Genomic DNA, 12,340 nt, shown 5'->3' with positions numbered 1-12,340 from the left:
ATCGAAGGTTGCAATAGACCTCTGGCCGGCAGTCGGACGAAGCGGAGGACTGGCGATGAACGTGCTTTCGCATGTGCGCCCGGGCGACGAGATGGCGGCAACGCGGATCTATGCGGCCGGCCTGATCCAGAAGCTGCGGCCGTTTTTCGGCGGCGTCGACGCGGCGGCGGAGTTTCTGGCGCCGCATCTGCAGCGCGACCGGGGTGTGATCGCGCTGGTCGATGGCCGGGTCGTCGGCATTGCCGGCTATCGTCTCGACGGCCACGGGCTGTTCGAGCCGAAGTGGCGGCATTTCCGCAGGCGTTTCAGCCTGCTCGGCACGGCGATCCGGATGACGGGTCTCGCCCTGCTCGACAAGGAGGAGCAGGAGGATGTACTGCCTATGGACGGGATCGCAGTGGCCGAGGAGGTGCGTGGCATGGGGGTTGGCAGCGCGTTGCTGGCGGAGATCGTCGCCATTGCCCGGCGCGCGGGCAAGCGCGCGGTGCGGCTCGACGTCGTCGACACCAATCCTCGGGCGAAGGCGCTCTATCTTCGCCGCGGCTTCGTCGTCGAGGGGCGGCGCCGGCTCGATCTGCTGCGCCCGGTCTTCGGCTTCGCCACCGTGACGGTCATGCGGTGCCATCTCGATACGGATACGGGATCCGTATGAGCGCGGCGGATGAGGAGGCGACCTGCGGACAGCCGCAAGCGGCAATCGCGAGAGCGCCCGGCCAACTGGCGCCGGAGGCGGCCGAGCGCGTGCCGCAAGCGCTGGACCGGGCGGCGATGGCGGTGGTGCTGCTGCTCGTCGCGGTCTTTGGGCTGGCGCAGGGCCTGACCTATCCGCTGCTCTCGTTCATCCTGGAGCGGCAGGGAACGCCAGCCTGGCTGATCGGCAGCAATGCCGCGATGATGGCGCTGGGCCTCATCGTCTCGGCCCCCTTGGTGCCGCAACTGGCCATCCGCTTCGGTGCCGCGCGGCTGGCGATCGCCTCAGCGCTGTTGCTGGCGGTGCTGTTCGCGCTGATCGGCGCGGTGCAGTCGCTGTGGCTGTGGTTTCCCGCCCGCTTCCTGCTCGGCGTTGGCATCAACGGGCTCTACATCTCCAGCGAGACCTGGGTGAACCAGTTGGCGCCCGACCGTATCCGGGGCCGCATGCTCGGCCTCTATGCGACGTCGCTGGCCGGTGGTTTCGCGCTGGGTCCGGCGACGCTGGCGGTGACCGGCACACAGACCCTTGCACCCTTCGTCGTCTGTATTGCCGTCTGTCTGATCTGCGCGGTGCTGATCGCCTCGATCCGCCACCGGCTGCCGCGCTTTGCCGCCGGCGAGAGCGGGTCGATCCGCATGGTCGCGCCGCTGATCCCCTTCCTGCTGGTGGTGACGGGCATCGCCGCCGCCTTCGACCAGGCGATCCTGACGCTGTTTCCGGTCTACGGTCTCGGCCATGGCCTTGACGAGACCTCTGTGGCGACGGCGCTGGCGGTGCTGATCGTCGGCAACATCGTCTTCCAGGTGCCGATCGGCACGCTCGCCGACCGCTGGGGACCGCGCCTCGTCATGGTGGTGCTGTGTCTGCTGACCATTGCCGGCGCGATGCTGCTGCCGGCGCTGATCGACACGACGTGGCCGCTGTGGGCGATGCTCTTCGTCTGGGGCTCCTCGGCCTATGGGGTCTACACGATCGCGCTGATGGAGCTCGGCCGCCGCTTCACCGGCGCGATGCTGATCGCCGGCAATGCCGGCTTCGCCGTGATGTGGGGCGTTGGTGGCTTCACCGGACCGGCGATTTCCGGTCTTGCCATCGATTTCGTCGGTCTTTCCGGCTTGCCGATGCTGCTCGGCGGCGTCTATGTGCTGCTGCTGGTCGCGACGTTGATGCGGCGGCGCCCGGCCTGAACGGTCTGCTCAGTGGCCAGCGGCCAGCGCGCCCTGCACCCGCGTGTCGGAAGCCCCGGCCAGACCGTTCTCCACCGCCATCACCGACTGGGTCGACCCCATGGTGGCGCGCTCCTCCACCGTGTGGCCGAGGCCCCGCAGGATCGCCAGCGTGTCGGGCGAGAACCCTTCCTCGATGCGGATCTCGTCGGGCAGCCACTGGTGGTGCATGCGCGGGGCGGCGGTCGCCTCGGCGATGTTCATGCCGTGATCGATGACGTTGAGGACAATCTGCAGCACGGTGGTGATGATGCGGCTGCCGCCGGGCGAACCGGTGGCCAGCACCAGCCGGCCGTCGCGAAACACCAGCGTCGGGCTCATCGAGGAGAGAGGCCGTTTGCGGGGGGCGACCGCGTTGGCGTCGCCGCCGATCAGGCCATAGGCATTCGGCACGCCGGGCTTGGCGGAGAAGTCGTCGAGCTCGTTGTTGAGCAGGATGCCAGTGTCGCCGGCCATCATGCCGACCCCGTAGGAGAAATTCAGCGTGTAGGTGTTGGACACCGCGTTGCCCTGACCGTCTACCACCGAATAGTGCGTGGTCTCCTCGCTCTCGTACGGAGCCGGCATGCCGGGGGCGAGGCGGTCGGCGGGCATGGCTCGCTCAGGGTCGAAGTCGGCCATGCGCGAGGCCGCGTAGGCCTTCGAGGTCAGGCCCTTCACGGGAATATCGACGAAATCGGGATCGCCGAGAAATTCCGAGCGATCCGCATAGGCGCGCTTCATCGCCTCGGCCATCACATGTAGCGTGGCCGCCGACCCGGCGCCGGAGGCGGCAAGGTCGAACGGCTCCAGCATGTTGAGGATCTCGATGAGATGAACCCCGCCGGAGGAAGGCGGTGGCATGGAGACCACCTTATAGCCGCGATAGGTGCCGGAGACCGGCTCGCGCCATTTCGCCTCGTAGGCGGCAAGGTCCTCCGCCGTCATCGATCCACCGGCCTCGCGGACCCGCGCGGCGATGGCCTCGGCGACGGCGCCCTTGTAGAAGCCGTCCGGCCCCTCGTCGGCAATCGTCTGCAACGTGGCCGCAAGCTGTGGCTGGCGCAGGGTCTCGCCGGGCTCATAGAAGCCGCCGTCGGCCTTGTAGAAGGTCGCGAGCGCGGCGGGGTCTTTCGACAGGCGCGAATGGACCTGCCTCAGCGAGCCGGCAAGGTCGTCGGAGACGGGAAAGCCGTCGCGGGCCAGCCGGATCGCGGGAGCGAGGAGTTCGGCGAAGGCGAAGCGGCCGCTGCCGTAGCGGGCATGGGCGGCATGCAGGCCGGCGACGGTGCCGGGTACGCCGATGGCAAGTCCGGAATAGCGGGACTTCTCGCTGTCGGCATTGCCGTCGGCGTCCAGGAACATGTCACGCTCCGCAGCGGCCGGGGCGAGCTCGCGATAGTCGAGCGCCTGCGTCTCGCCGCTTTCGGCCATATGCAACAGCATGAAGCCGCCGCCGCCGATGTTGCCGGCGCGCGGCAGGGTGACGGCAAGGGCGAAGCCGACCGCGACGGCGGCGTCGACCGCGTTGCCGCCGGCGGCGAGAATGTCGCGGCCAACGAGCGTTGCGGTCGCCTCCTGGCTGGCGACCATGCCGCTGCGGGCAAGCTCGGGGTGAAAACGGTCGGAGCCGGACAGGATCGGGGCCGGGGCCGCGTCCTGGGCGAAGGCCGGGCCGGCGGCCAGGCCGATCGCCGCGACGGCGGCAAGCGCGAAGCCGGCGAACCTGCCGGTGCGTCTGGTTACTGCGCGCATGTCAGCCTCCGGATACAGTAAGGGAAACACCAGTCTGTCGCCAAAAGCGGCGGAGAGCTACCCTTGACAGTTCCCCGGTTGGCAGTTCCGTTGGGGCAGAGTGAAGGCAGCGGAGGTGGGCAGGATGGCGAGAGACAGGTCGCGGACGCGTCGCGGCGCGATACGGGCGATGGCCCTTGCCGGGATTGCGGGCGCCGGTGTGGCAGGCTTGTGCGCGGCAGCGCAGCCCGGAGTGACCTGGGCGGCGGATGCCGGGACGGGACTCGAACTCTCCCGCACATGGTGCGCGGCGTGCCATCTGGTGGAGGAGGGCCAGGCGGGGCCGGGCAGCGACATCGCACCTTTCACGGAAGTCGCGCGCGATCCGGACTTCGATCCGGACCAGCTCGCGGCCTTTCTGGCCGCGCCGCATCCGAAAATGCCGGACATGTCGCTGACCCGGCGGGAGATCGCCGATATCGGCGCCTATATCGCGAGCCTGCGCCGGCGGTGACGGCCGTGCCCCGGTAAGGGGACGCGGCCGTTTCCGGCCGCGTCAGAGCGATGCCTCGCCCGCCTAGGGCCGCGTCAGGCGGCGACCTTCTTCGGGGTGATGAGGCCGCGATTGACAAGGACTTCCGCGATCTGCACCGCGTTCAGCGCCGCGCCCTTGCGCAGGTTGTCGGCGACCACCCACATGTTGAGGCCGTTCTCGATGGTGGCGTCCTCGCGGATGCGGCTGACATAGGTCGCGTCCTCGCCGGCACTCTCGTAAGGCGTGACGTAGCCGCCGTCCTCATGCTTGTCGACGACCAGCACGCCCGGCGCCTCGCGCAGGATGTCGCGCGCCTCCTCGGCGGTGATCGGACGCTCGAACTCGATGTTGACGCTCTCCGAATGGCCGATGAACACCGGCACGCGCACGGCGGTGCAGGTGACCTTGATCTTCGGGTCGAGCATCTTCTTGGTCTCGGCCAGCACCTTCCACTCTTCCTTGGTGTAGCCGTCCTCCATGAAGACATCGATATGTGGGATGACGTTGAAGGCGATGCGCTTGGTGAACTTCTCCGGGGTGATCGGATCGTTCACGAAGACCGAGCGGGTCTGGTTGAACAGCTCGTCCATGCCGTCCTTGCCGGCGCCGGAGACCGACTGGTAGGTGGAGACGACGACGCGGCGGATGGTCGCCGCATCATGCAACGGCTTCAGCGCGACGACGAGCTGGGCGGTCGAGCAGTTCGGATTGGCGATGATGTTCTTGCGGGTGAAGCCGGTGATGGCATCGGCGTTCACTTCCGGAACGATCAGCGGCACATCGGCGTCGTAGCGCCAGGCCGAGGAGTTGTCGATGACGACGCAGCCCTTGGCGGCGATCCTCGGCGACCACTCCTTGGAGACGGCGCCGCCCGCCGACATCAGGCAGATGTCGACATCGGAGAAGTCGAAATGGTCGATGGCCTGGCAGGTCAGCGTGCGGTCGCCGAAGGAGACGTCGACACCCTGCGACCGACGGGAGGCGACAGGCACGACCTCGCGGGCCGGGAAGCCGCGCTCGTCCAGAATGTCGAGCATCTCGCGGCCGACATTGCCGGTCGCGCCGACCACTGCGATCTTGTAAGCCATTGGTATTCAGTCCTCTCTTGCCGCTCCCCGCCAACCCGAAGCCGCCATCCCTGCGGGAGCCTCAGGTCCGTTCGGTCCCCCGTCAGACCCGGGGGAGCGCGGGTCGAGAGGGCCGTCAGACGGTCGTTTTGCGGGTCGTCGTCGTGGTCGTGCCGGCGCACGCGACACCGTTCGCGGCTTTCGTCGCGGTGAACGGGGCGTTGGAAAGGGCGCGCGGCTTCGGCATGGGATCCCTCGCGGATCCGGACGGGAACTGTCCGAACCTCGACGGCGACTAGATGCCGTCATGCGCGACCATTGTCAACATGGCCGTGCGGCATCGGCGTTCGAAGGATCAGCCGTCCATGCGGAAGCGCAGCAGCAGAGTGCGCTGCAGGATCGAGCGGTTGTCGTCGGAAATGATGGTCAGGATCGTCTCGCCGGCGGCGTTGCGATGAACGGCGATGCCTTCCATGTTGTCGATCTGATCAGAAAACCCGGCCTCCAGCAGCACGCGGCCAACCACCAGGGCGCCGGGCTTCAGCTCGCTTGCCGGGAGCAGGCGCACGCGCATGCCGATGCCGTGGCGCAGGGTGAAGCGCCGCTCCAGCAGCAGCAGGTCGCCGGTGTCAAGAAAGACCGCGTCGGTGGCGTCGTAGGAGTCCTGGCGCAACACGGTGAAGGTGCCGGGCGTCGGACCGCCGAGCAGGAAGCCGGGCAGGTTCGCGTTGAATGTCTGGCCGCGTTCGGAGATTACCACCAGCGTGCCGGCGAGCGGGCCGTCATTGGCATAGGCGACCGCCTCCATGCCCTTGTTGTGGCGCAGGGTCTGCAGGGCCGGCGGCAGGTCCAGCGCCCGGCCCGGGGTCCGCAGGTCGCCGAGCGGATAGGGATAGGCGTAGATGGCGTGATAGCGTTCGGTCGCCATGTAGAGTTCGCCGCTGCCGTCCGGATTGCGGCGCAGGGTCAGGGCCTCGGCATCGCCGCGGCCGCTGTCGATGAGCGGCCGCCCGTCCGGCCCGATGATGGCGCTGAGGCGTGCGTCGCGCAGGGCCAGCGGCCGCCCGTCCGGATCGCTGTCGATCGTGGCAACCAGCCACAGGCCATTGTCCGAAACCGCGATCATGTCGCGGCCGTCCGGGCTCAGGACCAGGCCGGAGAGGCCGCCCATGTGGCGGTTGCCCGAGAACAGTTCCAGTCCGCCGATGAAGGTGAGCTCGCCGAAGTGCGGCTCGTCGGCGCGGCCGACCCGGAAGGCGTCGATCGGCTGGGCGCGGATCACCACGTCCTGGAGGGGAACGTCGATGATGGCCGCCGCCGGGCCTGGCGCCAGCGTCCACGCGCAAGCGCAGAGGGCGGCGGCGAAGGCCGCGGCAAGGCGCGACGGGCGCGGGCGGGCGGGCAGCGCGGTGGCCATCGTCTCAGCGCGCCGCGCGGCGGCGTCCGCGACCACCGCGCGACGGTGCCTGCGTCTGCTCGTCGAACAGATCGGCGAGCTGGTCGGTCATGGCGCCGGCCAGTTCCTCCGCATCGACGATGGTGACGGCGCGGCGGTAGTAGCGGGTGACGTCGTGGCCGATGCCGATGGCGATCAGTTCCACCGGCGAGCGGGTCTCGATCTCCTCGATGATGTAGCGCAGATGCCGCTCGAGATAGTTGCCGGGGTTGACCGACAAGGTGCAATCGTCGACCGGGGCGCCGTCCGAGATCATCATCAGGATCTTGCGGGCCTCGGGGCGGCCGAGCAGGCGCTTGTGGGCCCAGTCCAGCGCCTCGCCGTCGATGTTCTCCTTCAGCAGGCCCTCGCGCATCATCAGGCCGAGATTGCGGCGGGCGCGGCGCCAGGGTGCGTCGGCGGACTTGTAGATGATGTGGCGCAGGTCGTTGAGGCGGCCGGGCTGGGCCGGCTTGCCGGCGGCAAGCCACGCCTCGCGCGACTGCCCGCCCTTCCAGGCGCGGGTGGTGAAGCCGAGGATCTCGACCTTCACGCCGCAGCGCTCCAGCGTGCGGGCCAGAATGTCGGCGCAGGTCGCGGCAACGGTGATCGGCCGGCCGCGCATGGAACCGGAATTGTCGAGCAGCAGCGTCACCACGGTGTCGCGGAAATTGGTGTCGCTCTCCTGCTTGAAGGCGAGCGGCTGCATCGGGTCGGTGACGACGCGGGTCAGGCGCGCCGTGTCCAGCATGCCCTCCTCCAGGTCGAAGGACCAGGAGCGGTTCTGCTGGGCGAGCAGCTTGCGCTGCAGGCGGTTGGCCAGCCGGGCGACGGCACCCTGCAGGTTGACCAATTGCTTGTCGAGATGGCTGCGCAGGCGGTCGAGTTCGGCGGTGTCGCAGAGTTCCTCGGCCGGCACCGTCTCGTCGAAGCGGTTGGTGAAGACCTTGTAGTCCGACGTCGGCGGCAGGTTGGAGAGCGGCAGCTCACGGCGCCGGCTTTCGCCGGGCTCCTCGGCCTGGTCCGCCTGGTCGTCCTGGGTCAGCTCCTGCAGGTCGCCGTCGAGGCCTTCGGTCTCGCCCGCCTCGGTCTCCTCGCCGGAGAGTTCCATCTCCTGCGGCGCGCCCTCGTCCTCGCCGCTTTCCTCCTCGCCGTCGGCGGAGGTCTCGCCGCGCTCGTTGCGCCCCTCGGCGTCTTCGCTCTCGCCGTCCTCGTCCTCGCTCTCCTGGCCGATATCCTCGTCCATCTCGAGAGAGGTCAGCACCTTGCGCAGGCGCTTGGCGAAGTCCTGCTGGTCCTCGATCCGGTCGGCGAGCAGGTCGAGCGCCTCGCCCGCCTTTTCCTCGATCCAGCCGCGCCACTGGGCGATCATCGGCTCGGCGCTTTTGGGTGCCGGCCGGCCGGTCAGGCGCTCGCGCACCATATAGGCGATCGCCTCCTCCAGCGGCGCGTCCTCGCGGCTGGCGACGTCGGCATAGGCGGCCTTGCGGCTGCGGTCCTCCAGCATGGCGGAGAGATTGTCGGACACCCCCGGCATACGGTTGGCGCCGACCGCCTCGCAGCGCGCCTGCTCGACCGCGTCGAAGATGGCGCGGGCCGTCTCGCCCTGCGGCACCAGCCTGCGGTGCAGGCCGGGGTCATGACAGGCGAGCTTGAGCGCCATGGCGTCGCCGAGGCCGCGCGTGACGGCGATCTCGTCGGCTGTGAGGCGCCGCGAGGGCTCCGGCAGGCGGGCCGTGTGGCCCGACAGCGACGGCTTGTCGGAGGAGAACAGCACCTCAAGCTCGGCGTCGGCGGCGATGGCGCGCATGGTGTCGCCGATCGCCCGCTTCAACGGCTCGCTCGTGGGCCTGCTCTTCTCGGAGGGCGGATTGCGCATGGGACTGCCGGTCAGCTCATCACCACGTTGGCGGCGGACTCGGGCAGTTCCTCGCCGAAGCAGCGCTGGTAGAACTCGGCGACCAGCGTGCGCTCCATCTCGTCGCACTTATTGAGGAAGGTGACGCGGAAGGCAAAGCCGACATCCTTGAAGATGCTCGCGTTCTCGGCCCAGGTGATGACCGTGCGCGGGCTCATCACGGTCGACAGGTCGCCGTTGATGAAGGCGTTGCGGGTCATGTCGGCGAGGCGAACCATGCGCGAGACGATCTTGCGGCCCTCGTCGTTCTGGTAGTGCTTCGACTTGGCCAGGACGATCTCGACCTCGTTGTCATGCGGCAGATAGTTCAGCGTGGTGACGATCGACCAGCGGTCCATCTGACCCTGGTTGATCTGCTGAGTGCCGTGATAGAGGCCCGACGTGTCGCCGAGGCCGACCGTGTTGGCTGTCGCGAACAGGCGGAAGGCAGGATGCGGGCGAATCACCCGGTTCTGGTCGAGCAGAGTGAGGCGGCCGGACACTTCCAGCACGCGCTGGATGACGAACATCACGTCGGGGCGACCGGCGTCGTACTCGTCGAAGACCAGCGCGATGTTGTTCTGCAGCGCCCAAGGCAGGATGCCGTCCCGGAATTCGGTGACCTGACGGCCGTCCTTGACGACGATGGCGTCCTTGCCGACCAGGTCGATGCGCGAGATGTGGCTGTCGAGGTTGACGCGCACGCAGGGCCAGTTGAGCCGCGCGGCGACCTGTTCGATATGGGTCGACTTGCCGGTGCCGTGATAGCCGGTGACCATGACGCGGCGGTTGTGGGCAAAGCCGGCGAGGATCGCCAGGGTGGTCTGCCGGTCGAAGAGATAGTCCGGGTCGAGATCGGGCGTGTGCGCCGACGGCTCGCTGTAGGCGGGAACCGTCAGGTCGCTGTCGATGCCGAAGGTCTCGCGCACGGACACCGTGGTATCCGGCAGGTGTTCGACGGGCAGGGTCTTGTCAGTCATCTTTCCTCCGCTGGCCCGCTGCCTGGCGGGATCCGCGATGTCGTGCACAGCGCTCCGCGAGATGCGGCGGCGCAAAATTCGAACCAGACCCTATTGCCAGAGCCCCGTTCGGCCAAGTGAAAACGCCTCGTCGCAGGCGGCGCTGGCGCGAATTGCGCCGGGAAAGGGATCTCCCCGCGACGGGAGACCGCTCGGCGTCAGCAGCCTGAGGCGATCCGGAGATCCGGGAGATCTCCGATTTCATAGCCGATCCGGACCAACTGGCAAGCCCGCTTCGGCGCGCGGCGGCGGATCGGCTCAGCAGAAGCCGGCCTTCTTCAGCAGCGAGTAGGCATTGATGATCTCGCGCAGACGGTCCTCCAGCGAGCGGTCGCCGCCATTGGCATCCGGGTGCAACTGCTTCACAAGGTCCTTGTAGCGGGTCTTGATCTCGGCATCGCGGGCATGGTGCGGCAGGCCGAGCGTGTCGAAGGCACGGGCCTCCAGCTGCTTGAGTTTCGGAGCCCGTGCGCCGCTGCCGGTGGTCTTGCCCGATCCCGTGCGCCGGCGGGCTTCGGCGCGTGTCCGGGCCGCCTGACGGGGATCGACATCGGACCAGGCGCGCGCGCCTTCGTCTGCCGTCTTGGCGTTGACGCCCATCTTCCAGGTGGGGCGGTGACCGGTGAGCGCGTCGCGCTGGTAGGCCCGCGTCTCGTCGTCGTCCATGCCGGCGAAATAGTTGTAGGACTTGTTGTAGTCCCGCACATGGGCAAGGCAGAAATGGTAGTATTCGCCGTCCGCATGCCGTCCCTTGGGCGCGCGGTGGGTGCCCGGCTCGTCGCAGCCCTCCCACTCGCAGATCCGCTCGCACGCGAACTCTTCCTCGGCGCGAAGGCGCTTTGGGCTGATGCGGATGCGGTCGAAAATGTCCGAAGCCACCGGTCCTGGTCCAGTTTCCGTGATCTGCGGGGCGGGAATATACGGCTGTGGCCGCGACGATCCGCATAAATAGGGGGAGTGTGGCTCGTTCGGCAAGGTCTTGACGGCGCCGAAAAGTCTGTCACATGGAAGGCATGAGCATCCGGGACCTGATCGAACAACGCCTGCGCGACGCCTTTGCCCCGCAGAGCCTCGAGGTGATCGACGAATCCGAGCGGCACCGCGGACATGGTGGCTGGCGCGAGGGCGGCGAGACCCATTTCCGTATCCGCATGGTCGCCGCGTCGCTGGCCGGCCAGAGCAGAGTGGCGCGCCACCGGGCGATCAACGACTGCGTCAAACCGGCCTTCGATGCCGGATTGCATGCCCTTGCGATCGAGGCACGTGCGCCCGATGAGCGCGACCCGCGGGGCGGCGGCCCGGCCTCTTTGGCCTGAACCGGCGGGAAGACAAGGGTCGAGCGACCGGCTTATGGAGCCGGTTCGCGGACTGCTTTTCGTCGAAATCAGCCCGATTGCGTCGTCGGAGCCGCAGCCTGCGGCGACGTTGCCGCCTGTCCAGCGAAGACCGCCTTCACCGAGCCTGCCACGGACTTGGACAGCGGCGTGATCTTCAGCCGGGTGACGCGGTTCTTTTCCCGCTTGAGCACGGTGAAGCGGTAGCCGTGGAAGGTGAAGGCCTGCCGCTCTTCCGGGATCATCCGCGCCTCGTGGATCACCAGCCCGGCGATCGTCGTGGCCTCGTCATCGGGCAGGCGCCAGTCAAGCGCGCGGTTGAGATCGCGGATCGGCACGCCGCCGTCGACGATGATCGAGCCGTCGGGCTGCGGGCGGACGCCGGCGAGCTCCACGTCGTGTTCGTCGGAAATCTCGCCGACGATCTCCTCCAGGATGTCTTCCAGCGTCACCAGACCCATCACCTCGCCATACTCGTCGATGACGAGGGCGAAATGCGCCTTGCGCTTGAGGAAGGCGTTGAGCTGGTCCTGCAGGCTGGTCGTGTCGGGCACGAACCAGGGCGGGGAGACGATCTGCTCGATCTCGATGCGCGAGGCATCGCCGCCGGCTGCCGCCAGCGCTCTGAGCAGGTCCTTGGCATGCAGCACGCCGATATAGTTGTCCGTCTGCCCGCGCCATAGCGGCAGGCGGGTGTGCGGGCTCGCCAGCGCGTCCTGGATCAGCCTGTCGACCGGCTCGTCGGCGTTCAGCGTGTTCATCTTGGTGCGGTGGACCATCACGTCCGACACTTCCAGGTCGGCAAGGTCGAGAAGGCCGCCGATGCGGTCGCGTTCGGCCTTCACCAGGCCGCCCTCCAGATGCTGCAGATCGACGGTGCCGCGCAATTCCTCGTGTGCGGAGAGCACCATACGGTTTTCCGACACATCGACGCCGAACAGGCGCAGCAAGGCGCGCACGATCATCTCTACCGCGCTGACGACCGGTCCGAAGACGATCACCACGACGCGGACCACCGGCGAGACGGCAATGGCGAAGCGGTCGGGATTTGAGATCGCCCAAGTCTTTGGCAGCACCTCGGAGAAGATCAGGACGAGGGCGGTCATCACCAGGGTAGCGTAGACGACGCCGGCATCGCCGAACAGGCTGAGCAACACGCTGGTGGCCAGCGCGGAGGCAAGGATGTTGACCAGGTTGTTGCCCAGCAGCAGCGCGCCGATCAGCCGTTCTCGAACCATGATCAGGCGGCTGACGACGGCCGCGCGTCGGTCGCCGTTCTTCTCGAGTTGCAGCATGCGGGCGCGCGAGGCGGCGGTCAGTGCCGTTTCCGAACCGGAGAAGAAGCCGGACATGACCAGCAGGACAAGGATCGCGAGGATGGAGAGCCAGAGGCTTGCGTCGCTCATCGGTTGCGTCTCCC

General features: G+C 68.0%; 11 protein-coding genes. 4 read left to right on the top strand and 7 right to left on the bottom strand.

The features are described 5' to 3' along the window. The first annotated feature begins 55 nt into the window (after positions 1-55). On the top strand, positions 56-652 hold the full coding sequence (locus tag TSB10P1A_RS09790) for a GNAT family N-acetyltransferase (protein WP_186387725.1): 597 nt from the start codon (positions 56-58) through the stop codon (positions 650-652). After that, positions 649-1,881: an MFS transporter gene (locus tag TSB10P1A_RS09785; RefSeq protein WP_186387724.1), complete on the top strand. Its 1,233-nt coding sequence runs from the start codon at positions 649-651 to the stop codon at positions 1,879-1,881. The genes TSB10P1A_RS09790 and TSB10P1A_RS09785 overlap by 4 nt, the downstream gene beginning before the upstream one ends. Positions 1,882-1,890: 9 nt before the next feature. Here the strand turns inward: TSB10P1A_RS09785 and ggt are convergent, their stop codons facing one another. Then, complete coding sequence (ggt, locus tag TSB10P1A_RS09780) at positions 1,891-3,654, bottom strand: gamma-glutamyltransferase (protein WP_186387723.1); 1,764 nt, start codon at positions 3,652-3,654, stop codon at positions 1,891-1,893. 169 nt (positions 3,655-3,823) lie between these two features. Between ggt and TSB10P1A_RS09775 the strand changes: the two genes are divergently transcribed. Beyond that, positions 3,824-4,147: a c-type cytochrome gene (locus tag TSB10P1A_RS09775; protein ID WP_186387722.1), complete on the top strand. Its 324-nt coding sequence runs from the start codon at positions 3,824-3,826 to the stop codon at positions 4,145-4,147. Between the two features lie 74 nt (positions 4,148-4,221). Here TSB10P1A_RS09775 and TSB10P1A_RS09770 read toward each other — a convergent pair whose 3' ends face one another. From TSB10P1A_RS09770 to TSB10P1A_RS09750, 5 genes are all read right to left on the bottom strand, one after another. Then, complete coding sequence (locus TSB10P1A_RS09770; protein ID WP_186387721.1) at positions 4,222-5,256, bottom strand: aspartate-semialdehyde dehydrogenase; 1,035 nt, start codon at positions 5,254-5,256, stop codon at positions 4,222-4,224. 334 nt (positions 5,257-5,590) lie between these two features. After that, positions 5,591-6,652 carry an esterase-like activity of phytase family protein gene (locus tag TSB10P1A_RS09765; protein ID WP_186387720.1) on the bottom strand — a complete coding sequence of 354 codons (1,062 nt, stop codon included), beginning with the start codon at positions 6,650-6,652 and terminating at the stop codon, positions 5,591-5,593. 4 nt (positions 6,653-6,656) lie between these two features. Further along, a complete protein-coding gene (cobT, locus tag TSB10P1A_RS09760) occupies positions 6,657-8,549 on the bottom strand; it encodes a cobaltochelatase subunit CobT (protein ID WP_186387719.1) in 1,893 nt (630 codons plus the stop codon). Between the two features lie 11 nt (positions 8,550-8,560). Further along, positions 8,561-9,547: a cobaltochelatase subunit CobS gene (gene cobS, locus TSB10P1A_RS09755; protein ID WP_186387718.1), complete on the bottom strand. Its 987-nt coding sequence runs from the start codon at positions 9,545-9,547 to the stop codon at positions 8,561-8,563. A 297-nt stretch (positions 9,548-9,844) separates the two neighbouring features. Then, positions 9,845-10,465: a J domain-containing protein gene (locus TSB10P1A_RS09750; RefSeq protein WP_186387717.1), complete on the bottom strand. Its 621-nt coding sequence runs from the start codon at positions 10,463-10,465 to the stop codon at positions 9,845-9,847. A 134-nt stretch (positions 10,466-10,599) separates the two neighbouring features. Here TSB10P1A_RS09750 and TSB10P1A_RS09745 point away from each other — a divergent pair, with 134 nt between their 5' ends. Next, positions 10,600-10,902: a BolA family transcriptional regulator gene (locus TSB10P1A_RS09745; protein WP_186387716.1), complete on the top strand. Its 303-nt coding sequence runs from the start codon at positions 10,600-10,602 to the stop codon at positions 10,900-10,902. A 68-nt stretch (positions 10,903-10,970) separates the two neighbouring features. On the opposite strand, the gene TSB10P1A_RS09740 is transcribed toward TSB10P1A_RS09745, so the two are convergent. After that, positions 10,971-12,326, bottom strand: coding sequence for an HlyC/CorC family transporter (locus tag TSB10P1A_RS09740; RefSeq protein ID WP_186387715.1), 1,356 nt, complete (start codon positions 12,324-12,326; stop codon positions 10,971-10,973). Positions 12,327-12,340 lie beyond the last annotated feature (14 nt).

It is taken from the genome of Stappia sp. TSB10P1A (genome assembly GCF_900185725.1).
Taxonomy (GTDB): Bacteria; Pseudomonadota; Alphaproteobacteria; order Rhizobiales; family Stappiaceae; genus Stappia.
The sequence above is the reverse complement of the archived record's forward strand: the minus strand, read 5'-3'. Positions and strand labels throughout refer to the sequence as shown.